The sequence below is a fragment of the Pseudomonadota bacterium genome (assembly GCA_013285465.1).
GTDB lineage: Bacteria > Pseudomonadota > Alphaproteobacteria > Micavibrionales > CSBR16-224 > CSBR16-224.
The window spans coordinates 925,846-950,636 of record CP053449.1 but is presented as its reverse complement, the minus strand read 5'-3'; the positions used below and the strand labels follow the sequence as shown (position 1 = coordinate 950,636).

Annotated in this window: 23 protein-coding genes; 15 read left to right on the top strand and 8 right to left on the bottom strand. The window is 52.0% G+C overall.

Features of this window, described 5'->3' with window-relative positions; translation table 11 throughout:
- Nucleotides 1–61: 61 nt before the first annotated feature.
- Entirely contained in the window at nt 62–790 is a 729-nt protein-coding gene (locus tag HND56_04665; protein ID QKK05025.1) for a Bax inhibitor-1/YccA family protein, read from the bottom strand.
- Nucleotides 791–1,137: 347 nt separating this feature from the next.
- Here HND56_04665 and HND56_04660 point away from each other — a divergent pair, with 347 nt between their 5' ends.
- From HND56_04660 to HND56_04620, 9 genes are all read left to right on the top strand, one after another.
- Complete coding sequence (locus HND56_04660) at nt 1,138–1,332, top strand: Flp family type IVb pilin (GenBank protein QKK05024.1); 195 nt, start codon at nt 1,138–1,140, stop codon at nt 1,330–1,332.
- Between the two features lie 118 nt (nt 1,333–1,450).
- Complete coding sequence (locus HND56_04655) at nt 1,451–2,026, top strand: hypothetical protein (GenBank protein QKK05023.1); 576 nt, start codon at nt 1,451–1,453, stop codon at nt 2,024–2,026.
- A gap of 113 nt (nt 2,027–2,139) precedes the next feature.
- Entirely contained in the window at nt 2,140–3,027 is an 888-nt protein-coding gene (gene cpaB / locus HND56_04650) for a Flp pilus assembly protein CpaB (protein QKK05022.1), read from the top strand.
- Between the two features lie 36 nt (nt 3,028–3,063).
- Entirely contained in the window at nt 3,064–4,524 is a 1,461-nt protein-coding gene (locus tag HND56_04645; protein QKK05021.1) for a type II and III secretion system protein family protein, read from the top strand.
- Between the two features lie 12 nt (nt 4,525–4,536).
- On the top strand, nt 4,537–5,220 hold the full coding sequence (locus HND56_04640) for a hypothetical protein (protein QKK05020.1): 684 nt from the start codon (nt 4,537–4,539) through the stop codon (nt 5,218–5,220).
- Nucleotides 5,221–5,229: 9 nt separating this feature from the next.
- Nucleotides 5,230–6,459: an AAA family ATPase gene (locus HND56_04635; protein QKK05019.1), complete on the top strand. Its 1,230-nt coding sequence runs from the start codon at nt 5,230–5,232 to the stop codon at nt 6,457–6,459.
- A gap of 207 nt (nt 6,460–6,666) precedes the next feature.
- Nucleotides 6,667–8,133: a Flp pilus assembly complex ATPase component TadA gene (gene tadA, locus HND56_04630; protein QKK06555.1), complete on the top strand. Its 1,467-nt coding sequence runs from the start codon at nt 6,667–6,669 to the stop codon at nt 8,131–8,133.
- A 5-nt stretch (nt 8,134–8,138) separates the two neighbouring features.
- Nucleotides 8,139–9,116, top strand: a complete 978-nt coding sequence (locus HND56_04625; protein ID QKK06554.1) for a type II secretion system F family protein — start codon at nt 8,139–8,141, stop codon at nt 9,114–9,116.
- A gap of 11 nt (nt 9,117–9,127) precedes the next feature.
- On the top strand, nt 9,128–10,081 hold the full coding sequence (locus HND56_04620) for a type II secretion system F family protein (protein ID QKK05018.1): 954 nt from the start codon (nt 9,128–9,130) through the stop codon (nt 10,079–10,081).
- 7 nt (nt 10,082–10,088) lie between these two features.
- Here HND56_04620 and HND56_04615 read toward each other — a convergent pair whose 3' ends face one another.
- Both HND56_04615 and HND56_04610 read right to left on the bottom strand, forming a co-directional pair.
- The gene (locus tag HND56_04615; protein QKK05017.1) at nt 10,089–11,381 is read right to left on the bottom strand and encodes a hypothetical protein; all 1,293 of its coding nucleotides are present in this window, start codon (nt 11,379–11,381) and stop codon (nt 10,089–10,091) included.
- A gap of 207 nt (nt 11,382–11,588) precedes the next feature.
- On the bottom strand, nt 11,589–11,780 hold the full coding sequence (locus HND56_04610) for a Flp family type IVb pilin (GenBank protein QKK05016.1): 192 nt from the start codon (nt 11,778–11,780) through the stop codon (nt 11,589–11,591).
- A 428-nt stretch (nt 11,781–12,208) separates the two neighbouring features.
- Here HND56_04610 and HND56_04605 point away from each other — a divergent pair, with 428 nt between their 5' ends.
- The 5 genes from HND56_04605 (at nt 12,209) to HND56_04585 (ending at nt 17,623) form a co-directional block, all read left to right on the top strand.
- Nucleotides 12,209–13,243 carry an ankyrin repeat domain-containing protein gene (locus HND56_04605; protein QKK05015.1) on the top strand — a complete coding sequence of 345 codons (1,035 nt, stop codon included), beginning with the start codon at nt 12,209–12,211 and terminating at the stop codon, nt 13,241–13,243.
- Between the two features lie 126 nt (nt 13,244–13,369).
- Nucleotides 13,370–14,401, top strand: a complete 1,032-nt coding sequence (locus HND56_04600; protein ID QKK05014.1) for a hypothetical protein — start codon at nt 13,370–13,372, stop codon at nt 14,399–14,401.
- A 78-nt stretch (nt 14,402–14,479) separates the two neighbouring features.
- Complete coding sequence (locus tag HND56_04595) at nt 14,480–15,796, top strand: dihydroorotase (GenBank protein ID QKK05013.1); 1,317 nt, start codon at nt 14,480–14,482, stop codon at nt 15,794–15,796.
- A gap of 147 nt (nt 15,797–15,943) precedes the next feature.
- A complete protein-coding gene (locus HND56_04590; GenBank protein QKK05012.1) occupies nt 15,944–16,780 on the top strand; it encodes a hypothetical protein in 837 nt (278 codons plus the stop codon).
- Between the two features lie 147 nt (nt 16,781–16,927).
- Nucleotides 16,928–17,623, top strand: coding sequence for a hypothetical protein (locus HND56_04585; protein ID QKK05011.1), 696 nt, complete (start codon nt 16,928–16,930; stop codon nt 17,621–17,623).
- Between the two features lie 79 nt (nt 17,624–17,702).
- Here the strand turns inward: HND56_04585 and HND56_04580 are convergent, their stop codons facing one another.
- Together HND56_04580 and recA are read right to left on the bottom strand one after the other, a co-directional pair.
- Nucleotides 17,703–18,860, bottom strand: coding sequence for a hypothetical protein (locus HND56_04580; GenBank protein QKK05010.1), 1,158 nt, complete (start codon nt 18,858–18,860; stop codon nt 17,703–17,705).
- Nucleotides 18,861–19,012: 152 nt separating this feature from the next.
- The gene (gene recA / locus HND56_04575) at nt 19,013–20,161 is read right to left on the bottom strand and encodes a recombinase RecA (GenBank protein ID QKK05009.1); all 1,149 of its coding nucleotides are present in this window, start codon (nt 20,159–20,161) and stop codon (nt 19,013–19,015) included.
- A 300-nt stretch (nt 20,162–20,461) separates the two neighbouring features.
- Between recA and HND56_04570 the strand changes: the two genes are divergently transcribed.
- Nucleotides 20,462–21,133 carry a hypothetical protein gene (locus tag HND56_04570; GenBank protein ID QKK05008.1) on the top strand — a complete coding sequence of 224 codons (672 nt, stop codon included), beginning with the start codon at nt 20,462–20,464 and terminating at the stop codon, nt 21,131–21,133.
- Between the two features lie 27 nt (nt 21,134–21,160).
- Here HND56_04570 and HND56_04565 read toward each other — a convergent pair whose 3' ends face one another.
- From HND56_04565 to fliF, 3 genes are read right to left on the bottom strand one after another with little or no spacing between them, the layout of a single operon-like run.
- Complete coding sequence (locus HND56_04565; GenBank protein QKK05007.1) at nt 21,161–21,835, bottom strand: hypothetical protein; 675 nt, start codon at nt 21,833–21,835, stop codon at nt 21,161–21,163.
- Nucleotides 21,836–21,849: 14 nt separating this feature from the next.
- The gene (gene fliG, locus HND56_04560) at nt 21,850–22,866 is read right to left on the bottom strand and encodes a flagellar motor switch protein FliG (protein ID QKK05006.1); all 1,017 of its coding nucleotides are present in this window, start codon (nt 22,864–22,866) and stop codon (nt 21,850–21,852) included.
- Nucleotides 22,867–22,884: 18 nt separating this feature from the next.
- A complete protein-coding gene (gene fliF / locus HND56_04555; protein QKK05005.1) occupies nt 22,885–24,561 on the bottom strand; it encodes a flagellar M-ring protein FliF in 1,677 nt (558 codons plus the stop codon).
- Between the last annotated feature and the right edge of the window lie 230 nt (nt 24,562–24,791).

Here is a 24,791-nt window from a genome sequence, read left to right as displayed (position 1 = left end):
CCCAGCAAAAAACCCGCGCTTTTGGCGCGGGTTTTTCTTTTAATCCGTTATCCGGCGGGGATTAATCACGTCCGCCGAACAAATGCAGCATATGCTGGAACAAAATCACGAAATTCAGGTAAAGGCTGAAAGCCCCGACCACAGCCATTTTCGCATTCTCATCTTCTGCATAAGCGCTGTGATAGCTTTCCTTGATACGCTGCGTTTCAAATGCCGTTAATCCGGTAAAGACAAAAACACCAAGGAAGGACACGGCAAAATGAACCGCAGGGGAATGCAGGAACAGATTGACGACCGAGGCCGCAATCAAGCCGAAGACGCCCATTATCAGAAAACTGCCCATGCGGGTCAGGTCTTTTTTGGTCGTATAGCCGTAAATGCTGATCCCCGCGAACATTGCCGATGTAATAAAGAACACGCGTGCAATGCTGTCGCCCGAGAAATAATGGAAGATATAGGCCATGCTGACGCCGAAAGCCGCAGAAAAAATATAAAAAGTCATGCGGACAGCCGAAACCGTCATGCGGGAAATACGGGCAGGCGTAAAGCCGAACATAATAAACAGCAGCGGACCGAACAGCGCCACCATACGCAACGGCGTTTCAAATACCGCCTTGTAAAGCGGTTCGATATTCGCCACGGCATAGGCGGCAAGGCCCGTGACAACCAGTCCGAACATCATCACATTGTAAACACTGCGCATATGATTTTGCAGACCGGCATCAAAAACGACGTCGCCGCTTCTGCTGTCATAGGCGCTCTGCGCATGTTTTTTCGGTTCAATACTCATCTTTTGTATTCTCCTTTTTAAAGTCACAAGACGTGCATAATGCTCAAATCAGTTACATATATAACTCTATTATAGCACCTTTTCCAGCTGTTTCGCAATTAATCCGCACGAAAAACGGATGCCCGCAAAGCCCCGTTTCTGAATGTTTTTTCTTTTACAGAGAAAGGGATAGGAGATAACCTCTTGGATTGTATCTATTTTTAACCTTGCATTAATCTAAAACATGTATTCTGATAATAGAGGGTCATGCTTCTGATAAAGACAATCGGCTGGTTCCCTCAACACAAACTGAAGAGTAACGTAGCAATCGTATCAATGACTTGAGTGAAGAAGAAGGAGTGAGGAATATGCTTAAACTTTGGACAAAAATGAAAACATGGAAAGTGGACGAAGACGGCGCAACGGCTATTGAGTACGGCCTGATCGCAGCAGGTATTGCTGTTGCCATCGCCGCGGTGGTCTTTGCCTTCGGTGAAGAACTTGTCGGCCTGTTTGAAGGTCTGACGGATACGCTTTCCGGCGCAGGCGGCGGCGGCGAATAAGCCCCCCACCCGTACTGAAACAGTATAACAGGACGCCCGCCTTATTTTGCTTCGCAAAGCATGTAAGGCGGGTTTCTTGTTAAATCCCAAGGCTTTTTAATCCGGCGGTTTCATCAACATGGTTACCACGATTTTCTCTGTTTTGACGGCAGCGGCTTTTACCGCCACGCTTTTTTGTGCGGCTCTGGCAGCTTTATCGGATTTGCGCGGCATGCGGATTGCCAATTTGCTGTCACTGATTATCACCGGCAGTTTTGCCTTCGCCTTTCTGGTTGATTTGATCTTTTTGCGCGAAGCGGCCCTGTTCGGCACATGGTGGCATGCCCCGCTTGCCGGAATTCTGATGCTGGTCATTACCTTTATCCTGACCGGCGCAGGCGTGATCGGCGGCGGAGATTCCAAACTGGCCTCGTCTCTGGCCTTATGGACGGGGCTTGGCGGATTGCCGGCCTTTTTACTGGTGATGAGTTTTGCCGGCGGTATTCTGGCCTTTATCGCCATTGCCGGACGCAACAGCCGTATCGCGAAAGCACTTGCCCCGCGCTGCGGTGAAAAAAGCTGGGTTGCCGCATTGGCGGCCGGAAAAAACGCCCTGCCCTATGGCGTTGCGATTTTTCTGGGTGCCGTTGCCGCATTTTTACAGACGGGATTGCTGACTGCCGTCTTCATCACGCCTTTTGCGCCTGTTAATTAGGTTTTGACCCTTTGACGCGTTTGTGGCAGAATGGATAGAAGGACTATTAAGTCTTCCCGCCTTACAATTGAAAATATTCACTTTTTCGTCTTTATGACCCCGGGTGCTTTAAAATGAATAAAAATGTCGTTTTGATTATTCTTGGCGCCGTGTTCGCCTCCGTTATCGTTGCTCTGGTTGTACAATCAGGCATGAAAAAGGACGACAGCGGCACAGCCGCCCCCATCGACATGACGCGTATCCTTGTCGCCAACAAGCATATCGCCATTGGCAAGCGCTTGTCCGAGGAAGACACGGAATGGAAAAAATGGCCGAAAGACGGCGTTTTCACCGGCGCGATTGAAAAAGACCCGGAAAAGGAAGATCAGGATATTGATGTTTACGGCCAGATCGTCCGCCGCGTCATTGAAAAAGGCGAGCCGGTCACACAGAACGCCATCCTTGAAGAGTCCCAGTCAGGCAGTTTTGTTGCGGCCTCTCTGGAAGAAAATATGCGCGCCTACAGCATCCGCGTCCGCGCGGAAAGCTCTGTCGGCGGTCTTGTCCGTCCTGGTGATTTCGTTGATGTGATCGTGACCTATGGCATCCGCCTGCGCGGCGAAATTGAAGATGCCGCGGAAGGTACCGTCCTGCGCGACGCCAGCCAGACGGTTTTGGAGAATATTCGCGTTCTGGCCGTTGACCAGCGCACCGAAGAAAAAGCCGATAGCGACAAAGCCTCGAAGCCCGGCAAAACCGTGACGCTGGAAGTGACGCGCGAAGGTGCGGAAGTGCTGGCGCTGGCCGATAAAATGGGCGATCTTAGTCTGGCGCTGCGCAAGCTGGGTGATACCACGCTGGCCTCTCCGGAAGAAAAACAAAAGCTGATTACCGATGTCGGTATCAGTAATCTGGCGCAGGAGCTGGTCAAAATTTGGCAAAGACAATCTGTGCAAACGGGAACCATTCGTGTTTATAATGGCCGCGACGTGCGGGATGTTCCTGTCAGAACAGGACCGTAACCGAAGAATGAAAACTGCTGAACAGGATAAAATGCCGTGTTACAGAAAACATGGAAAGTGGGGGAAAAAATGAAGGCAGGACTGAAACGATCTTGGGGCATACGCTCTGTGTCCATCGTGCTGATATGCGCCTTGGCCGCCGCAATCATGTTCTCCGCAGAAACGGCGCGCAGTTTGACGCGCCAATCGGTTCATCTTGAAATCGGCAAGGCCAAAACCGTCAATCTTCCTTATGATATCGCCGATGTGCTGGTTGCCAACCCCTCTGTTGCGGATGTCGGCGTTTTGCGCACCAACCGCCTGTATATCGTCGGGCAAAGCATTGGTGACACCAATATTCTGACCTTTGACGAAAACGGCAATCTGCTGGCGGAAATTCAGGTTCATGTCCGCGTTAATCAGGAAACATTGCAGGAAACCATTACGGAATTCTTCCCCAATGAGAAAATCAGCGTCCGTACCGTCGGTACCGACATCGTGCTGGGCGGCAGCGTTTCAAACGCCAATACCGCGGCACAGGTGCGTGATCTGGCCGGACGTTTCCGTCTGGACCGTAATCAGGCGCTGGTCGATATGATGGTGATTGAAGGCGAAAGACAGGTTCTGTTGCGTGTCAAAATCGTCGAAGTCAACCGCACCGCCCTGCGCGAACTGGGTGTTGAAACGGATTACAGCCTGAATGCCGCCGCATTGGATAACGGGCTGGTCAACAACGCCGCCGGAAATATATTGAACCTGAACGGCACCAGCGGCATCGGTCTGCCGGAATCCGCCACCGCGCCTTTCGGTGTCGGGACGCTGTTCCTGTCCGACGGCCTCGGCTTTGGTCCTTTGAACCTGACCCTGCGTGCGCTGGAACGTGACGGCTTTGCCAATACGCTGGCCGAGCCGAACCTGACGGCCATTTCCGGTGAAGAGGCCGGTTTCCTTGCCGGCGGTGAATTTCCCGTCCCCGTTTCCCGCGACCAGAACGGCAACCTTGTGATTGAATTCCACCCCTTCGGTGTCTCGCTGAACTTCCGCCCGACAGTGATGTCCAATGACCGCATCAGCCTGCTGCTGTCCACGGAAGTTTCGACATTGGCGCCGCAGGAAGGATTGTCTCTGGCAGGGATTGAAATCCCCGGCTTTCAGGTGCGCCGCGCACAGACAACTGTTGAAATGGGCAGCGGCGGCAGTCTGATGATTGCCGGATTGATCCAGTCCGACACCACCAATGCCTTAAACCAGATGCCGGGTATCGGCAATATTCCGGTACTGGGCGAGCTGTTTAAATCACGCGCCTTCCAGCGCAGTGAAACAGAGCTGTTGATCGTGATCTCGCCGATTTTGGTTGAGCCTTTCGCAGAAAAACAGGCCGATATTCACGAAGCGCCCGCCGATCAGGAAACACCGCTGGAAAAAGCGCTGCTGTTTGATCTGCGCCGCACCTACGGTAAGGAAAGCGTGCCCGAAAAGATGCTTGCGGGACAGCGTTTCGGATATATGATTGATTAAAGGGGATACGCCATGACAGGAAAACGAAAACTGCGCCTTTTGCCCGTGTTAAGCGGCATGATGCTGTCCGCACTGGCTTTGTCGGGCTGTCAATTCTACGAGCCTGTTGTTGAAACCCAGATTTATCCTGTAAAAATGCGCATGCAGCAACATGCGCGTAATACCGTTATCTCGACCGAAATGCCGGCAGATGAAAATATTGTCCGCGCCGTGGCTGCCGATTACGCCAAACGCGGCGAAGGCGGTATTACCCTGCAAATGCGTTATCAGGAAGGCGATAAAAAGCTGGCGCATCAGGCGCGCCATGCCGGTGAAGATTATCTTTACCTGTTCGAGAAATACGGTATTGAGAATACGCGGGTTGAAATGGTTCCCCTGCCCAATCACGGCAAAAAGACCGCTGACCTTGTTGTGAATTACAATGCGTGGAAACTTTCCGCTCCCGATGGTTGCGGGCCGGAACGCATCCCCGGCTATTACGGCGCGGAAGGCGGCGACAAAATCCGGGATTACAAAATCGGCTGCGAGACCGAAACCTATCTCAGCCGCATGATCAGCGATCCGCGCGACCTGAAAGGACGCAGCGGGTTGCCGCGCGGCGATGCTGCCCGCGAAGGCGATATGCAGCAAAATTACAGAACAGGTGTACCGAACGAACCGCTTGAAGGGCTTAGCTCAAGCGATATCGGAGACTAAGAGGAAAGAATGTCCGACCATACCGCAGTTTTACTGCCCGCCGCACGTGTAGATGTTTACGGGTTGAACAAGAAGACGGTTGATGCCGCCAATGCACTGGTGCAGGACTGGCGCTATGCCCGTGTGGCCGTGCGCGTTGTCGAGGGCGGCATTGATAATGCCACCACTGATTACGAACAGCATGTCTCCCCCGATCTGGTCATCATTGAAACCGATGATATCGGCGACGGCTTTATCGACAAGTTGGAGGCTTTGGCTGAAAACTGCGTCGAAGGCACGGAAGCCATTATCATCGGCCCGAAAAACGATGTCGAGCTTTACCGCCGCCTTGTCAGCATGGGGGTGCGTGATTATCTGGTCGCGCCCGTCAAAAAAGACGAGCTGGCCGAAGTCACGGCGCAGATTTTGCTGGATAAAAAAGGATTAAGCGACAGCAGCCTGATTACGGTGATCGGCAGTAAAGGCGGTGTCGGTACGACAACCGTCGCCCATATGCTGGGATCGGTTCTGGCTGACAAACTCGGACAGAAAACCCTGCTTTTGGACGGTTCCGGCGGCTGGGGAACGCTTGTTATTCCCTTCGGTGCCGAAGTGACAACCACGCTTGCCGAGGCGGCGCGCCAGGTGCAGGGCGGTACGGAAGACGATATCAAACGCCTGCTGAGCAAGAATTCTGATTTGCTGACCCTGTTGCCCACCGGTGGCGACCCGCTTTTTGAAACCTCCTGCGACGAGGCCGGTTTCGAAAATATGCTCGATTATTTTATGAAGACTTATCCGGTTGTGGTGCTTGATCTGTCGGCGGCGGAACATCACATCCAGCGGCTGGCGCTGAAAAAGGCGCATCATACCATTATCGTGACAACGCCGCTGCTGCCGGCTTTGCGGAACTGCCGCACGCTGTTAAAAGAGCTGCGCGGTGACCAAAAAGACGAGGATGGAAAAAAACCGCTTCTGGTCGTCAATATGGAAGGCTGCGCCAAAGGGCTGGAAGTGCCCGCAAAAGAAATCAAAAATCTGCTGGAATATGATGTCAGCCTCACCCTGCCCCATGATCTGAAATTATTTATCGGCAATGAGGCGCAGGAAAAAGAAATCAGCCGCGACAAAGCCGCCGAAAAGCTTATGAAACCGTTTATTGATTTTGCAAAAACGCTCGTCCCTGATGCCAAAGCCTCTACGGAAAAAGGCGAAAAGGGCAAAAAAGAAGGGTTTCTGTCCAAAATCTTGAAATCATAACGGAACGGATTGCCCATGTTTGGAAAAAAGTCGGACAAGGATAAGAAGAAAAAGGACGCCGCTCCGAAAAAGGAAACGGACGAGAAAAAACCTGCCGAAAAAAAGGAAGCGGAGGCACCGCCTGTAAAGAAAGAGGCGCCGCCCTCACCGCCTGCAGATGAAAAAGATGATGCTGCGGAAGAACAGCCGTCATTGGAAGACACGATTATGGCGCTGCAAAACGCCGAAGATAGCGCCGCAGAAACAGCGCCGCCGCCGAAGACGGAAGAACAACCGAAAAAGGCACCGCCGGCCAAACAGACCGAAGCGCCGCCGCCGAAGAAAAAAAGCGACTTACCGAAAAAAGGGGATAATGCCCCCGCCGCAGACGAGCCGGATGAACATACGTCGACCGTGCGGACAAATCCGCGTATTGAACGTGCGCATAAGCGTATCTGGGCGGATTTGCGCGACGGGATTGATCTGAAGTCCCTCGCCCGCATGGATACGGAAGCGGCGCGGGAGGAAATTCTCTCCGCCGTGAACGAGATCGGACAGTTCCGCTCCCTTGACCTGACACCGGCGGAGCTGGCACAGATCGCCAAGGAAGCCGCCGATGATATGCTGGGCTTTGGCCCGCTGGAAGAACTGCTGGAAATGGACGGCGTTGCCGATATCATGATTAACGGCCCGAAGGTCATCTATATCGAGCTGAACGGAAAAATCCAGCGCGCCAATATCGAATTCCGCGATGACCAGCATCTTTTGACCATCGCACAGCGGGTTGTCGGCATTATCGGCCGCCGCGTTGATGAATCCAGCCCGATTTGTGATGCGCGTCTGCCGGACGGCTCGCGTGTGAACGTCATTATCCCGCCGCTGGCCATTGACGGCGCCTCTATGACCATTCGTAAATTTACGAAAGAAAAGCTGACGCTGGACAAGCTGCTGGATTTCGGCGCCATGACACCTTCTTGCGCGGAAATGCTGAAGGTGATCGGCGAATGCCGTGCCAATATCCTGATTTCCGGCGGTACGGGTAGTGGTAAAACCACCATGCTGAACTGTCTGACCAATTATATCCGCAAGGATGAGCGCGTCATCACCTGTGAGGATGCGGCGGAGCTGCAATTGCAGCAGCCCCATGTCGTGCGCCTTGAAACCCGCCCGCCTAACTTGGAGGGTGTGGGTGAAGTGACGATGCGTGACCTTGTCCGGAACTGTCTGCGTATGCGCCCCGACCGTATTATCGTCGGTGAGGTGCGTGGCCCGGAAGCCTTTGACCTGTTGCAGGCCATGAATACCGGTCACGACGGTTCAATGGGAACGGTGCACGCCAACAACCCGCGCGAGGCCGTCACCCGTATGGAGAACATGATCGCCATGGGCGGGCTGAACCTGCCGCAGGCTGCCGTGCGGGAGCAGATTGCCTCTGCCGTCAATGTCATCATTCAGGTGCAGCGTCTGCGCGACGGTTCGCGGAAGGTTACCCATGTCAGCGAGATTACCGGCATGGAGGGCGAAGTCATCACCATGCAGGATCTGTTCAAATTCCAGTATGAAGGCGATGACGAATTCGGCCGTATTATCGGTACGCAAAAATCAACAGGATTGCGTCCGATCATGTATGAGCGCGCACGCGAGTTCAATCTGGAAGAAAAAGTCCTGAAAGCCATGGAAGAGGCCTATCAATAATGGTTATCAGCCCTGCCATTCTTGCAATGATACTCGTGATGACTGTCGGTATCGTGATTGCCGTCATCATCGGACGCATTCAGGACAAGAAGCGCCATATGTATTCGATTGTCACGGGACGCAGCGGCGGTGCCGGGCCGCGCGACAGCAAGGACAAGAAACTGGCACAGCAGCGCGCGGAAATCGCCAAAAAGCTGAAAGAATCCAGTGAAGAAAACCTGAAAGAGAAAAAGAAGCGCGAAGGCTCGCTGAAATTCCTGATCCAGCAAGCGGGTTTTGACACGCCGCTTTGGAAATTTTATCTGTATTCGCTTATTTTTGCCGCCTCTTTCTACGGGTTGATTTCGCTGACGTCATGGTCGGGGCTGGTCAAATCGCTGCTGTTGTTCACCGCCTTTTTCGGTATGCCGCGCTTTTTCCTGAAATTCAAAGCCAAGCGCCGCCAGAAACAATTTCTGGAGGATTTTGCGGATGCGCTGGATGCCATTGTCCGTATGCTGCAGGCCGGTATGCCCGTCAGTGAAGCCATTTCGATGGCTGCCAAGGAATTCGGCGGGCCGCTGGGGCTGGAAATGTCCCATATGTATGATGACCAGAAGGTCGGTATTCCGATGGGAGAAGCCGCCTCCCGCGCCGCGGAGCGTATGCCGCTGACCGAAATGCAAATGTTTGCCACCGCCATCCAGATCCAGAGTGAAACGGGAAGCAGCCTCAGCGAGGTTCTGACCAATCTGTCCGGCGTCATCCGTGCACGGTTCCGCCTGCAGCGGAAAGTGCAGGCGCTGTCATCCGAGGCCAAGGCCTCGGCAATGATTATCGGCTGTCTGCCGCTGGTTGTCGCCACCGGTCTTTACCTTGTTAATCCGGAATATATTATGAAGCTGTTCACCATTCCCAAAGGGAAAATCATGGTAACAGGCGCTTGTATCTGGATGAGCATCGGTGTCTTCATTATGAAACAAATGATCAACTTTAAGATATAAAAGCCACGCAAATGTTTGATTTTATACCGATTGATAAAACCCTGCTTTTGACCATCGTCAGCGCGATGGGGGCGTTTCTGACTTTTTTGGCGATTGCCATGCCGCTGCTCAGAAATTCCGAAAAGAAAAAGCATTATCAAGATGTTGTCGAACAGCGCCGCCGCAGCCTGTATAACACGATGCGCGAACAGGCCAGCAGCAAAGGGAATAAGCTGGACCATCATACGGCCGCGCAAAGCATCGCGGCTTTTTACCGCGTACAGCAATTGGCCGGTAATGCCAGCCAGCAGGCGCGTAACCTGCTCTTGCAAGCGGGCATTCGCACACCTTCCGCACCGCTGAAATATCTTGTATCACGTATTCTGCTGCCGGTCGTCTTTAGCAGTCTTGCCATTTTTTTTATGGCTGCCGCCGATAAGGAAATCAAGCAAAGCCTGCAATTCATTATTATTTTCGGCCTCGCAATTTTCGGATTCTTTCTGCCGCGTATCCTGATCAAAAACATGGCCGATAAGCGCCAGCAGGAAATCTCCATTACCTTCCCCGATGCGCTGGATATGATTTTGATTTGCGTGCAGGGCGGTATCGGGATTGAAGGCGCCATCAGCAAGATTTCCGAGGAAGTCGCTCCGCTGTCAGAGGTTCTGGCGGAAGAGATGGGGCTGCTGAGTGCGGAACTGGGACTGCTGAGCGACCGCAAAGCCGCTTTTAAAGGTTTTGCGACGCGGGTCGGCAGCGGCTCCGCCAAGTCTTTTGCCACGGCCATGATGCAGGCAGAACAATACGGGACATCGGTCTCCAAGGCTGTGCGTGTATTGTCGGATGAGCTGCGGGAATTGCGCATGGCGGCAGCCGAACAAAAAGCGGCATCCCTGCCGCCGAAACTGACCGTCCCGATGATTTTGTTTTTCCTGCCCGCCCTGTTTGTGACCATTCTGGGCCCGGCCTTTTTATCGGCTCCGTAACGCGGCGTTACCGTGACGGTTTTTTTCTGTTGCGCACGAAATTACGCATATGTCTGTTGCGAATTTCCGCCTGCAATGCTTTGACGGAAATCCGTTCCTGCGATTCATCCTCCAGCTTGCCGTGCAATTCTTCAACGGCTTTCGGATTATGCATCCACAGCTTTGCATTGAAGACGGCTTCAAATTGATCGCGCCGTTCCAGTAATTTCAGACCGTTTCGCGCGGCGCCGCCGATCCTGTCAATATCATGCACATCCAGCTTCGCCCCCGTTTCGCATAAATGCTCCAGCACCTGTTCCAGTTTTCCTGCACGCACTGCCAGCCCCAGACCTGTCATACCGCTTTTTTCATCCACAAAACCGCGCAGCACGTCGATATCCGGCTTATCGCCAACCAAACGGTCATAATCTTCCTGATATTTACGGGCATAAACATCCCAATAGGGCGCGAATTTGGCCGCGGCACTGTCGCGCTCATAACTTCTTTTCACATCCGCCCAGCCCGTTTCATAGGCGGTATCAAGGTCAGCCCCCTGCGCCAGCAGATAATCCGCCATGTCTTTTTGGTCGCCCGTCACCGCCAGAAACAGCGGTAAACCTCTGCGGGTGTGGATATCCGCGCCCTGTTCCACCAACCAGCGCATGGCATCAAAACGGTCCTGTTTGTTACCGCTGCCGGTGATTGTTGCCAGCAATGCCGCGTTTTTATCGAAAGCGTCTTTGCCTTTGTCCTCGAATTTTTTCAGCAGGTCGATACGTCCCTCGCCCGCCGTCCATGCCAGAATATCCTGCTGGTCATATTGCAGCTTTGCGCCTTTCTCCAGAAAGAAGCTGACGGCAGCACTCTGCCCGTAGCGGCAGGCCAGTGCCAGCCCTTTATCCGCCGCGTCCTGTTGATCCATCGCCGGCAAACTGTGATAGCTTTGCTGCGTTTTCAGCAGATTGCCCGTTTCAATGGCACCCAACATCCCGGAAAGCGTTTTCAGCGATTTTCCCGCATTCGGACGCACCAGACCGCCACGTGCGCCATTTGCCGCCGCAACCTGCCCCAGCGTGCGTGACAGATAGGCATGCCCCAGATACTGGGCCAGCATGGCACCTTCACGCAGGATCATCCGGTAATGCTGTTTTTCCTTTTGGGTGGATTTGCGCAGCCGCGCATTGACTTCGGTAATATATTGGCGGATTGCACCGCTTTTGTTTTCCCGCACGGTTTCCAGTAAGCCCGCTTCAAATTCAACGGCCGACCATTCGCTCATACGGCTGCTGCGTTTGTTAAAGCTGTTGCGAAGCTGTGACATGAAAAATTTCCGTCCCGTTTTTTGTAAAGAACGGCAAAGTTACCATATCATTTTGGTCAATACCACCCTTTTTCACAACGTAGCAACAACCTCGTATCGGAAAGATGGGACCCGACAAAGAAACTCCGCCCTGGAACGGGCGGAGTCTTTGGTATAGCCATGTGTATATAGTCGCAAGGAGGGTTGGAAGGCTTAGGCTGGTAGTTCTTATTCTCCTCCGCCCGCGCCCGCGATCTGATCCGACATTGTCGTGAACAAATTCGCCAGCTCGTCGCCGAGGGTAAATACGACCGCGCTGATGGCGACCGCAATACCGGCTGCGATCAGCCCGTATTCAATTGCCGTTGCACCATCTTCGCAGGATTTCCATGTTTGAAATTTTATCAAGAGTTTTTGCATTTTTGGTTGCTCCAATTATAAGGCTGTCTTCAGTTGAATGTTTTCAAGCGTCAAGTCCGCTCCAACTCATCGGCTCATAATTCCAGAATAGCACCGCGCGCTTAAGGAAGCGTAAATAATACATACAAATCAATATATTAGATGATAATATAAAAGCTAAATTAAAGGCAAAACTGCCGCAAATTTTAGCCTATTTGAAGACAGTGATATCTTTACCTTATTTTTCAATCCCCTTTTATCTTGCGGCATTTTCTTCTTGCGTTGTACCGCCCCGCTCCGGCATTGATCCGCGCCGGATAATCTTTTTATTTTTTCGGTGCCCGTGAAACAAAGCTGATAAAAACACATGTCAAAACGCCCCGATTCAGCCCGAATCATAGAATGCATTCATATTGACATATCAACTTTCTTTCTGTATATTCAGCGGGATGATAAATCCTTTCAAAAAACCTGCGAAAACGCCTGAACAATTACAGGCCGAAGCAAGCGCTGCCGCGGCGCTCGCTGCCAGTGTACCGGAAGGATCTCTCCCGGTTTTCAAAAATGCCGATACGCTATCGCTCTACTTTGAGCATTATCCTGAAGAAAAGCAGATTGCGGTTTCCCTGCCGAAAGGTGATCGGCAAACCCTGACGATTCCCGCGCCGGACAAAAAAGACCTGCGCTGGGCCAAAAGCCTGATAAAAAAACCGCCGGAAGAGCGCGGCTATGAGCTTTGCGAAAGCTGTTACAAAAACCGGCTGTGGCGGGTCTATTTCCTGCTGGAGCAACAAAAAGACACACCGCCGGAAAAACGGGCGCTGGACGGTGCCCATGAAATTCGCGAATATTTCGCACAATCGCCTTTAAACATCGCCGCCATAAACGGCTATCATGATCTGGCTACCCTGCTGGTGTCGCATGGTGCGGATATTGATACCAAATATACCACGCGCCGCGATACGCCCCTGATGAAGGCCATCTATTATGACCGGCTGGATATTGTCAAACTTCTGATCGGACAAGAGGCGAAATTCTATCCCGATGAATTCGAGAAAGTCTCGCATCCGGAGATCAAAGAATATCTGGCGCAAACCGTCGGACACAAATTGTCACCCGCTGTTGCCCAATACGGCAATCTGAACAAAAAGCAAAAGGCCAAAGCCGTAAATGCCGTGATTGGCTGGAACAAAGCCGGCGATGACAGCATCGTTAAATCCGTTAATCTTGGCGGCGGCATGCGTCTTCATACGGTTTTCAACTTCAAGGCCGAGCATGTGCTGCGCTATACCGAAAGCGTCGATCTGAAGGGGCAAACCATCGCCGTCAGCGCCCCGTCCGCCGCAGAGGATTTCCAGCGCATCCGCAACCGTGCGGAGATTGATGAAGCCTTTCGCGTATTCCTCGCACAGAATGGTGATGAAAGCCTGCGTCCGGCTTCAAACAGTGCCGCGCCGCGCCGCATCCAGAAGAAAAACCCTTAGAAAAAACAGCAACCCGGAATATATTTAATTTATTGACATAGCGCATTTGCGCATGCTAGCATTTTTTTATTGTTAATTCCCGCAAGAACCGCGCTTTGCGCCCTATATTCATGAGAAGAGGACCCGATGGAAGAACATCCCGAGCCCCCCGAGAACACGCCGCGCAATGAGGATAAAAAAACACCGCGTATTCTGCCGCATATCAAGCCGCGTTCGCAGCCGCAATCCGCACCTGTAGAAATTACGGCGGATAATGTCGAAAAACATATTCATCGCAAAGAGCAACGCGGCAAGCTGAAACTGCCCAATGGTGACGTTTATGACATCACCATTCCCGCCCCTGATGAGGACGATATTGAATGGGCGAAAGAGAGCTTTACGGAAGATGCGGATTGGCGTTTAAAGCAAGCATCAATGGCGATTATTGACGGTAATCTGTGGCGCTTGCAATTCCTTCTGGCTGTCAATCAGCAACAGGAAGGGTTTCTGGACATCAACGGCTTTGGTGATAAAGATAATGATTACACATTATTGGGACACACCACACTGGAAGATGACCGGACGGATTTTGCGGCTTTGCTGCTGTCTTACGGTGCCGATCTTGAAATTGGCGGCTCCCCGCGCTGGAATCGCACAAAGACACGTAAATATACGCCCGTCGGCGGTGCCGTCGAAAATGACCAGCTGGAAATTCTGGAATTGCTGCTGAATAACGGCGCACAATTCTACAAAGAAGATTTCGAGGCGGCGGATCATCCCGCCACCAAAGCCTATCTTGTTGCCCGTTTTGAAGACCTGGATGACGGCACGGATGTCCGCAATCTGAATTCACCTGCCAAGCATAATTCCAAATGGGCATTGCTGGATGATTTTACCATCGCCAAAACATCGACCCTGCCCGGTAAAATGCGCCTGACAAAGATTTTCAACTTCCTGTCGCAGGAGATTGAAAAAGTCACGGAAATGCTGGAAGCCGACGGTGATGTGAAAAATGTTTCGCATTCCCCGCTGCAAAGCTTTGACGACGTCGCGCATAAAGAGGAAATCAAACAGGCTCATGCAAAGCTGTTGGAAAAAGGCGGTACGCCCGAAGCCATTGAAACCTATACGCGGAGCAGCAATACCTATTCGGCGCGTGGCAACCGTCCTTCTTCTTAAGAGGTATGTTTCCGCTTTCGCACTTTTAAAACCTCCTGAAACCGTGTATTTTCACGGAAAGGTTCAGGAGGTTTTTTCATGTATGACATTCTTTTCAAAAACGGCCATATCGTCACACCGGATGGCACAATTCAGGCCGATATCGGCGTTACCGGCGGCAAAATTACCGCAATCGGCAAGCCGGATGCGCCTGCGGCGGAAGAAATCGACTGTAAAGGCCTGCATATTCTGCCCGGCGTGATTGACACGCAGGTGCATTTTCGTGAACCCGGCAACACCCATAAGGAAGATTTGAATACGGGAACACTGGCCGCACTGGCCGGCGGTGTGACCGCTGTGTTTGAAATGCCCAATACCGATCCGCTGACCACGACGGCGGAAGCGCTGCAAGACAAGCTGGACCGCGCCGCAGGCCGTGCATGGTGCAATTACGCCTTTTTTGTCGGCGGCACCGGCGAGAATGCCGCAGAACTGCCCGTTCTGGAACGTCTGCCCGGCTGCTGCGGTGTGAAAGTCTTTATGGGTTCCAGTACCGGCAATCTTTTAACCGAAGATGATGAAACGCTGGAGCGCATTCTCTCCCACGGTACGCGCCGCGTTGCCGTACATGCCGAGGATGAGGCCCGCTTAAAAGAGCGCGCGGCGCTGGTTGCAGGCAGCGGTGATGTAAAACTGCATCCGCATTGGCGTGATGTGGAAACCGCGCTGAAAGCCACGCAACGACTGCTCAGACTGGCGCATAAAACCGGCCGCCCCATCCATGTTCTGCATGTGACGACGGCGGAGGAAATGGAGCTGCTGGCGGCCAATAAGGATATTGCCACGGTGGAAGTCACGCCGCAGCATCTGACGCTGTTTGCGCCGGATTGTTACGAGCGCTTGGGCACGCTCGCGCAGATGAACCCGCCGATCCGTGAAGAGCGCCACCGCGCCGCCTTGTGGAAAGGCTTGCAAAAAGGCGTTGCCGATTTGATCGGCTCGGATCACGCACCGCATACGCATGAGGAAAAAGCCCGCCCCTATCCCGAAAGCCCCAGCGGTATGCCGGGTGTGCAGACGCTGGTGCCGCTGATGCTGAACCATGTCAATCATGGCCGGCTGACGCTGGAGCGTTTTGTCGATATGGTCTGCCACAATCCGCAGCGCATTTACGGCATCAAAGGCAAGGGCCGGATTGAAACCGGTTATGACGGTGATTTGACAATCGTCGACATGAATGCCCGCCGCACCATCAGCAATGACTGGGTCAAAAGCAAATGTGGCTGGACGCCTTTTGACGGCATGGAAGTCACGGGCTGGCCTGTGATGACCGTGCTGGGCGGCGTGATCGCCATGCGTGATGACGAGATCAGCGGTACGCCGTCAGGCCAGGCGATCGCCTTTACGGAAGAATGATTCAGCTTGACGAATCAGTTGTTTACGGATTCGAATCACCTGTGCTATACTGAAAGAACAGAGATGTTCTTCTCTGCCCGCCTTCCGGTCACATCATGACCGTCACAACACAATAACATTCTTAAAAAACGGTGATTTGAGGCATATATGACATCCCCTGCAGATGATCCGCGTTTTGCAAATCTGAAAGATCCCCGCCGTATCTGGACTGTTTCCGCCATTTACGGTGACAGGGAAAAACTTGCCGATATTCATGAAGAAATCGCCCGCAATTTCAAGCCCGGCGACCGTGTTGTCTATTTCGGTAATTATACCGGCGGTGATGCGGATGGCAGTGCCGCGCATTCCGCCGTACAGACGATTGATGACTTACTGGGATTCCGCAAATATCTGTTGGCACAGGAAGGTGTGCAATGCGGTGATATCGTGTATCTGCGCGGTGTGCAGGAGGAAATCTGGCAAAAGCTTTTGCAACTGCAATTCGCCCGCGACCCGTCCGGCGTCTTTGAATGGATGATCGAACACGGCATTGCGCAAAGCCTGTGTGATTACGGCGGCAATATAGAAGAAGCCCGCCGCGTCTGCCGCGAAGGTATTTTAAGCCTGACGAAATGGACCAATTCACTGCGCCAAAATCTGCGCCGCCATCCCGGTCACAGCGAATTTATGGCCGCCCTGCGCCGCGCCGCCTTTACGACCGGCAACACGCCGCTGCTGTTCGTACATGCGGGAATTGATCCTGAAAAACCGCTTGCGCAGCAGCAGGACAGTTTCTGGTGGAAGGGAAAAAAATTCAATGACATCCGTACCGCCTATGATCCGTTTTCCTATGTGATCCGCGGCTATGACCCCAATGCGCAAGGCGTGAAGGTCAACGGCGTCACAATGACGCTGGATGGTACCACGGCTGAAATGGACAGCCTGCCGATCACCTGCGGGCTGTTGTCAGGGCAAGGCGAATTGCTGGATTTGATGACGGCCTGAGCATAAAAAATCATACCAATACAATATTTTTATATTGTTTTAATCCAGTGACTTAGTAGAATTCCTCCGCCCCATAACTTGACATATTATTGAACTGCTTCTACAGTCCTCTATCACATGAAAACGACTGTAAGGAAGACTACTAACATGACCACAGAAAACACCCCTTATAAAAACATTCCCGGTTTACACACAAAGCCCTTCGCCCCGACTAGCGGCGTAACCTTTTACCCCGATAGCGACAGCGAAGTGCATTACAGTCACATGCAGGCCGTTGTCAATGAAGATAACAAGCTGGATGTCAGCATTTTCACCTATTCCTGCGGTATTGGGAACGATGGTCGCCAACAGGGGAACAGCTTCCGTGAGGAACAGTATAGCGGCTGGAATAACATCTCCCTTGATAAAGCCGTGAAACTGCTAAAAAAATGGGAAGCAGAGCAGGAAAAAGGACATATTGAACCCTATGACGGTGAATTGCTCTGCAAGCAGAAAAACCGCCCTATTCTGAACCCGCTATCGGATGAAAATATCACAGCGCTGCGGAAAATACTGGCAACAAGCCGCCAATCTCCCAAAACCATCACCGGCGAGAAAGAGCTTGTTTCCGAAAAAGGTCTGGAGCGTGTCTTCAACTATCTCTCCGCGGAGAAAAATGAGCAGACCGGCCTTTACACCGTCATGGATACCAAAGAAACGCAAAAATCCCGCAATAAGCTGACAGCCTTCTTTAACAACTACCGCACACACCGGCGCATCGGCCATAGTGTTGCACATGATTTGTCGCTGGAAGAAGCCAAGATAAAGGTCAAAGCCGGACTGCCGAAACAGTCACGCGGCTAAGTCGTCACGGCGATACAATATTCAAAAGGCGTGCTTTGATTTGCACGCCTTTTTTGATTCCGCCTTCTAAGGTAAAAGATTACCGCGTTTTTTTCGCACTGGAAGATGCGGGCAGCGGTGTCTGCTGCACCTGTTCTTCCGGCTTTTTCAGCAGTTTTGCCTGTGCGGATTTTGCTTTTTGAATCTGTTTTTGCGCCACCTGATTAAAGGGCAGCTGCGCAGGGGCATTATCATTGATTTCGGTCGAGACGATTTCGCTGCCGAAATTAAAGACCTCGCGGATGCGTGTGTCGCTGTCAGGGGCATAGCTGATTTTGATGACAACATCTTCACCTGCCAGATGCCAGCCGGTGCGGCTTTTTTCAACATAGGCGCGCATAAATTCCGCCTCTGCCGTGCCGCCCTGTGTATAGCGGTAGGACAATTCCAGATCAGCACCAGCATCGAGAAGTTTTTCAAACGTGACTTTGTCGCGGCCTTGTGCCGCGGTGCGCAGTAATGCGCCGTCTTCCAGATCAAGTTTCGGCTTTTTCGCCAAAATCATATCAAGACATTCATGGCCGTTTTCTATGCCGCGCCCTTTGGCAAGATTATTGACCAGCACCGCCGCATGGCGATAACCGGCTTTCGCGCCGCCGTCCAGCAGTACAGAAACAAATTCACTGTCATGGCGTTTCACGGCATTATCCAGCGGAATGCCGCGCGTATCGCGCATATGCCAGTCGTAATTATGCCATTCGAAATTCATATCCACACCGGCCTGCTGCATAGCCTCCAAAATCGGGCGATTGCGGTAGGCCACGGCATAGGCCGTCATATATTCGCCCGGCTTTGACTTATTGCCGTAGCGGGAGCTTCTATCCTTAACGCTGGGATCGCAGGGATGGTTCAGCAGGAAATCATAAAGTTCCGTTTTTTCTTTGGCGATAACGGTTTCCCACGCCATAACGATCAGGTTTTTTTGTTTTTGTTCGCCGAGTTTGCGTTTAAATTCACCGTTATTCAGGATGGCGTTCAGCTTTTTACGGTCTTCATTTTCGACCGCACTCTCCATTTCACTGATCCAGCCATTCACCCCTTTGAATGACAGCGCAATGCGCCATTGCCAGTAATCACGGAACTGCTTGCGGGCTGCGGCTTTTTCTTCCTTGGTTTTCTTCGGTTTTTTCGGCTTTTTTGCTTTAACAGCTTTCTGTGCCGTCTGCGCCTGATCGTCCGTTTTCTGTTCCGCCGTCATGATATTCCTATCTGTCTTTATGATTGATAAAACTGGCGAAAATATAACATATTACATAATATTTGTCAATTTTATTGCCATAACAGCAAAAAGAAAACCCCTTCACCAAGGGCGAAGGGGCATTCCGTCATATCTTTGCAGAAAAACGGCTGTTATTCAGCCGCTTTCTCTGCGTCTTTTGTGTCTTTTGCTTTTTCAGCGGCAACAACCGCAGCGGCTTCTTCAGCGTCTTTTTCGAATTCCGCGGCTTCCACGCTGGTCATCAGCATTGTTTCAGCAACCAGACCGGCATTATTGCGGATAACGCTTTCAATCGCATGCGAAATTTTCGGGTTTTCTTTCAAAAACTCTTTCGCTTTTTCACGGCCCTGCCCGATTTTTTCCCCTTTATAGGAGAACCAGGCACCGGATTTTTCAACAACATTGCTGTCAACGCCCAGATCAAGGATTTCGCCCTCTTTCGAGATGCCCTGACCGAACATAATGTCAAAAGACACGGTGCGGAAAGGCGGCGCAACTTTGTTTTTCACGACTTTCACATTGGTGATGGAGCCGACGGATTCTTCCTTGTCTTTGATCTGCTTGCTGCGGCGAATATCAAGACGGACAGAGGCGTAGAATTTCAGCGCGTTACCGCCGGCAGTTGTTTCGGGACTGCCGAACATGACGCCGATTTTCATACGGATCTGGTTAATAAAGATCACGACGGTTTTCGATTTGGAGATCGAGCCTGTCAGCTTCCGCAGCGCCTGACTCATCAGGCGGGCTTGCAGACCGACATGGGTGTCGCCCATTTCGCCTTCCAGCTCGGCTTTCGGCACAAGTGCCGCAACGGAGTCGATGACCAGAACATCAATCGCGCCGGAACGTACCAGCGTATCGGCGATTTCAAGCGCCTGTTCACCCGTATCGGGCTGGGAGATCAACAGCTCGGGCACGTTACAGCCGAGTTTTGCGGCATAGGCGGGATCAAGCGCGTGCTCGGCATCAACAACGGCACAGGTGCCGCCCTGTTTTTGCGCTTCGGCAACCACATGCAGCGCCAATGTTGTTTTACCGGAGCTTTCCGGTCCGTAAATTTCCGTGATACGACCGCGCGGCAAGCCGCCGATTCCAAGAGCGATATCAAGACCAAGCGATCCGGTGGATACGGCTTCGATATTTTGAACCTGCTGTCCTTCCGCGCCCAGCTTCATAATCGAGCCTTTACCGAAGGCTTTTTCGATATGTTGCAAAGCCGCGTCGAGCGCTTTCTGCTTTTCGCCGTTATTTTCTTTGGTTTTCAGATTAGTGACGGTCATGGTGCGGGCACTCCTTTTCCTGATTCCCTTGTGGTAATAGTGATGTATTCTGACAGGTTTCAGTCTAAAGCAGCCGCGGCTTTTTGCAAGGCTGAATCTGCGGGGAAGCAAAGAAAACCAGCGATTTTCGCTGTTTTTTACGCGACCTCGGCGGGAAAATAGTGACGCACAAAAGAGTTAACATGCTGTGCCGCAACAGTATCTTTTCGGTCAATACCCGTCATCTGTTTTACAATTTACACTTTTTTTTAACGGCTGTCGGATTATAATATAAGGAAGAACGATGAGGAGAGCCTGATTTTGTATCGCCGTTTTATATTTGCCGTTTCTGTCGCGGCCATTATTTTCGTGTTATGTATCCCCCGCGCCTATGCGCAGCAGCAGTTTCTGGAAAACCTGCAAGTAACGCCGCAGACCGATGCATTATATGTTTCCATGTTATTCCACAAAATGGCGGGATTTCAGCCGGATTTTAAAACCTGGATTGAAAATTCAAAAGAATACAAACAAACGCCCAAACAGCAGCAACGGACCTATATGAATGAGCGCACCGATATTTACCACGATTATTACGCGCGCCTGAAAGTTGATGATCCGATTGTTGTGCAGGTCAAAACCTATGTCCCGCCCTATGATCGGGAACATGGCGGTTTCCAGATTGAAGGCATGGAGAAAGACAAATTTTTCAGCTTCAAGCATGAAGGCGGTTACTTCGCCGTTGTGCCGACAGATATCATGAATTATCAATGGTTTACTATGCCGGAAGACAGGCTGGCAAATGCGCCCTATTTTAATAAGGATCGGGGTGGCGCCGTCATTCTCCATTTTCATCTGCGCCCGAAATCCATCGACACCAGTACGCCCTATTTGCTGGAAGGATCACCGCATTGGCTGATTGCCACAGAAATCACAGAAGTACAGATGTGGAACCAGTATAATAAAGTTCCCATCTGGGTCATGTATAAAAAGTAATCATGGTTTCTTTAAAGACAGTGTCTTTTATTCAGGCTCCGGCACGTTTTCCTTTGCCGCGGGCTTTTCACTGATGCGCTGCCCTGCGAGTTGTTTTGACAACGTATTTTCGATTTCTGTGAAAATCTGCTCGAAATTCTTTTCCGCACCGCCATCCGCCCATTCAATGCGGCAATCCGTCGGTGCCAGATGATCATCCCCGCCCATCAGGATGATTTTACCGTGAAAGCCAGCAGTTTCGCTCAGCGTGTCCATACGTTCGCGCAATTTGTCCAGAATACTGTCATGTACCGTCACGACGAGCCGCGGCTCTTCCTTGCGTTTTTCCAGCACAGCCTGCACCGTGCGTTCAATTTCATCCATCGCATGTGCTTTGGCAAGACCGGGGAAAAGTTTCTGCGCGATTTTCAGGGACAGGCGGATAATGGCATTGTTTTTTTCCTCTTCACGGCGCGCTTCGCTTTCAAGCAGTTTTGTCAGCAGAGCCGACATGTTCCGCATAAGGGCGATCAGCGTTTCTTCCTGCTGCCGGCGCGCTTCGTCCATGCCACTGCTTTTACCGCTTTCAAAGCTTTCCTGTTTAAATTGCGCGACTTCCTCCTCGCTGAATTTCGGCGGTTCCACATGTTCAGGATCCGGCACGTCAAAAGAGCGCAGATCGAAAAGAAATTTTTTCGTTTTATCGCTGTCGCTGTCGCCCATAACCGGTATTGTCCTTAATAAATCAGCTCATCTTCGGCATCGCCGCTGGCAATGGTAATCTCGCCCTTATCGGCAAGGTCTTTGGCCAATGTGACCAGAGAGCTTTGCGCTTCTTCCACATCGCGCAGGCGGATCGGGCCCATAGCCGCCATATCTTCCTTGAGCATTTTCGCCGCACGTTCGGACATATTCGAGAAGAACAGGTCCTGCATCTCCGGCGACGCCCCTTTCAGGGCAATCGGCAGTTTTTCCTTGTCTGCGCTGCGGATCAGTGTCTGGATACCGCTTGGGTCCAGATTCTGCAGATCGTCGAAGGTGAACATCAGTTTGCGGATTTTTTCCGCCGATTCCGTACTGCGCTCTTCCAGAGAATCCATGAATTTTGCTTCGATCGAACGGTCAAGATGGTTAAAGATATCCGCCATCGCCTCATGCGCATCACGCTGATTCGTCCGTGCCAGGCTGGACATGAATTCCGTCCGCAGGATTTTTTCGACATCCTCCAGAATATCTTTCTGCACCGATTCCATCCGCAGCATACGCATCACGACCTCCATCGCGAATCCCTCCGGCAACAGCGACATCACATTCGCCGCATGTTCGGGGGAAATTTTCGTCATGATCACGGCAACGGTTTGCGGATATTCCTTTTGCAGGAAATTGGCGAGCATTTCTTCATTCACATTGCCCAGCTTTTCCCACATCGTGCGTCCGGCAGGGCCGCGGATTTCCTCCATAATGGCAGAGACTTTATCCTTACCCAGCACTTTTTCCAGCAGGCGCTCCGTACTTTCAATGGAACCGACAAGCGCATTGGCCGAAGAAATATTGTCAGAAAATTCCGACATCAGTTTTTCAACAACGCCGGAACTGACTTTTCCCAGAGTCGACATGGTTTGCGACAGACGAAGGATTTCCTCGTCATCCATATGCTCGAAGACGCGTGCCGCATGTTCTTCTCCCAAGGCAAGCAGAAGAACGGCGGCTTTTTCATCTCCGCTCAATGCACGGTAATCATCACGTACCCGCATTGTCTGGCATTCCCTTTCTTAACTTTCCTGCGACATCCAGCTCCGGAGAACCGATACGGCCTCAGACGGGTGGGTTTCCACGATATCGCTAATCTTTCTCATTGATGATGCGTTAATCCGTCCTTCTACATTAACCATATCAATATTGTCTTCACCGTCTTCCATCATCCCTGCGGCCTGCATGCCGCCGGCATCCATCTGCCCCATCGCCGCAGCGCCGCCACGGGGGGCTTCCATTGCGGTACGGCGCTCAGCCGCTGCGCTTTGCGCTGCTGCCGCGAAATGGGTGACCAGCGGGCGCAACACAACAAAGACAACAAGAAGCGATACGAGTCCCAGCATAAGGATTTCCGCAAGCCGCAGCAAGTCCTGCCGTTCAAGAAGGCCGAAAACGAGTTCTTCTTCTGCCAGAGGAGACAAATCCTCCGTATGGGCGAATTGCATATTGACCACCTGCACGACATCGCCGCGCGCGCTGTCATAGCCGACGGCGGATTGTACCAGTGATGCGATTTTATCCAGCTCTTCCTGTGAGCGCGGCGAATAGCGGCGCTCGGGGGCGCTTTCAGCATCTTCCGCGTCTTCTGCCGGCGGCAGCGTTTCGTAATTGCCGTCAACCAAGACCGCCACGGATAATTTACGGATTTCACCGCCTTCCCGCATCACGCTTTCCACGGTGCGGCTGATTTCGTAATTCGCGATATCTTCCGTACGTGTGCGGCTTAATCCGCCGCCATTCCCACCCGCACCGGGCAGACCGGGTAAATTGTTTTCAACTGTCACAGCCTGACTGTTACTGCCGGTCGTGTCTGTTTCTTCATCACTGATGGTTTGTGAAGAGCGCAGCACCTGTCCCTCGGGGTCAAAGCTTTCGGAGTTCCGGCTGACAACATCAAAGTCAATCTCGGCAACCACATTGGCGCGCACATTGCCATAGCCGACGACGCGGCTGACAAGGTCTTCGACAACACTGGTCATGTGCTGTTCATATTTCGCTTTTTTATCTTCGGGCGATCCGCCGCGTCCGCCGATCAGGCCGGTATCGCGTGAGCCGCCTGCCAGCAAATTCGCCTGTGTGTCGGTAATCGCGACATTATCGGCCTTCAAATCAGGAACGGCTGATGCCACCAGATGCTGTACGGCCTGCACTTGTTCCGGGCCGATCTGCCGACCGCCGCGCAAGCTGAGTGTCACGCTGGCAGATGCCTCGCGGCTTTCGCGGGTGAATAATTCGCGCTGCGGCAGAACCAGATGTACGCGTGCGGTCTGAACCGGATCAAGCGTACGAATCGTACGGGCCAGCTCACCTTCGAGTGCGCGCAGTTGATTGATATTCTGTACGAAACTTGTCGTGCCGAAACGCTGTTTCTGGTCAAAAACCTCGTAGCCGATGGTGCCGGTGCTGGGCAGGCCTTCTGCGGCCAGCAACATGCGCGCCATGCCGACATGCTGCTGCGGCACCATGACCTCCATGCCGTTATCGCCCGTTCTGTAAGGAATGTCTGAAAGCTCCAGCTTCGCAACGACAGCCGTCGCATCTGCCGTGGACAGATCGCCATACAGCAATGTCATGCTGGGCGTTCCCGAACGTACGGCAATATAGATAAAAAATACGACAAGACCCAACAGGGTTAACAACATAACCCCAAGCCGAGCCGGGCCGAGATTCTTCAACGTCTCCAAAAATGCGTCCAACGCGGTACCACTCTTCGTGTTGTATTATTATTATTGTTTTTTTGTTCTGTCTTAATAATTGATCGGCAAGGACTGCCAAAGAATTGACGAACGTCATCTCTCAACTTCTAGCTTAAACCAGTTGCGCGTTACTGGCAAATTCTTCCTTAAGAATTTATTAATTTTTTTCAAAAAAAACCCTTTGCGTAACACAAAGGGCGTTTTTTTATACACAATCATGTCAAAATCGG

Excerpts from the sequence above, each read along its gene's own strand:
- HND56_04565 (QKK05007.1), bottom strand. The coding sequence starts at position 21,835 with ATGGGCGACAGCGACAGCGATAAAACGAAAAAATTTCTTTTCGATCTG.
- HND56_04605 (QKK05015.1), top strand. The coding sequence starts at position 12,209 with ATGATAAATCCTTTCAAAAAACCTGCGAAAACGCCTGAACAATTACAG.
- HND56_04600 (QKK05014.1), top strand. The coding sequence starts at position 13,370 with ATGGAAGAACATCCCGAGCCCCCCGAGAACACGCCGCGCAATGAGGAT.
- tadA (QKK06555.1), top strand. The coding sequence starts at position 6,667 with ATGGCGCTGCAAAACGCCGAAGATAGCGCCGCAGAAACAGCGCCGCCG.
- HND56_04590 (QKK05012.1), top strand. The coding sequence starts at position 15,944 with ATGACATCCCCTGCAGATGATCCGCGTTTTGCAAATCTGAAAGATCCC.
- HND56_04635 (QKK05019.1), top strand. The coding sequence starts at position 5,230 with ATGTCCGACCATACCGCAGTTTTACTGCCCGCCGCACGTGTAGATGTT.
- recA (QKK05009.1), bottom strand. The coding sequence starts at position 20,161 with ATGACCGTCACTAATCTGAAAACCAAAGAAAATAACGGCGAAAAGCAG.
- fliG (QKK05006.1), bottom strand. The coding sequence starts at position 22,866 with ATGCGGGTACGTGATGATTACCGTGCATTGAGCGGAGATGAAAAAGCC.
- HND56_04665 (QKK05025.1), bottom strand. The coding sequence starts at position 790 with ATGAGTATTGAACCGAAAAAACATGCGCAGAGCGCCTATGACAGCAGA.
- HND56_04585 (QKK05011.1), top strand. The coding sequence starts at position 16,928 with ATGACCACAGAAAACACCCCTTATAAAAACATTCCCGGTTTACACACA.
- HND56_04655 (QKK05023.1), top strand. The coding sequence starts at position 1,451 with ATGGTTACCACGATTTTCTCTGTTTTGACGGCAGCGGCTTTTACCGCC.
- HND56_04620 (QKK05018.1), top strand. The coding sequence starts at position 9,128 with ATGTTTGATTTTATACCGATTGATAAAACCCTGCTTTTGACCATCGTC.
- cpaB (QKK05022.1), top strand. The coding sequence starts at position 2,140 with ATGAATAAAAATGTCGTTTTGATTATTCTTGGCGCCGTGTTCGCCTCC.
- HND56_04660 (QKK05024.1), top strand. The coding sequence starts at position 1,138 with ATGCTTAAACTTTGGACAAAAATGAAAACATGGAAAGTGGACGAAGAC.
- HND56_04580 (QKK05010.1), bottom strand. The coding sequence starts at position 18,860 with ATGACGGCGGAACAGAAAACGGACGATCAGGCGCAGACGGCACAGAAA.
- HND56_04610 (QKK05016.1), bottom strand. The coding sequence starts at position 11,780 with ATGCAAAAACTCTTGATAAAATTTCAAACATGGAAATCCTGCGAAGAT.
- HND56_04595 (QKK05013.1), top strand. The coding sequence starts at position 14,480 with ATGTATGACATTCTTTTCAAAAACGGCCATATCGTCACACCGGATGGC.
- HND56_04615 (QKK05017.1), bottom strand. The coding sequence starts at position 11,381 with ATGTCACAGCTTCGCAACAGCTTTAACAAACGCAGCAGCCGTATGAGC.
- HND56_04640 (QKK05020.1), top strand. The coding sequence starts at position 4,537 with ATGACAGGAAAACGAAAACTGCGCCTTTTGCCCGTGTTAAGCGGCATG.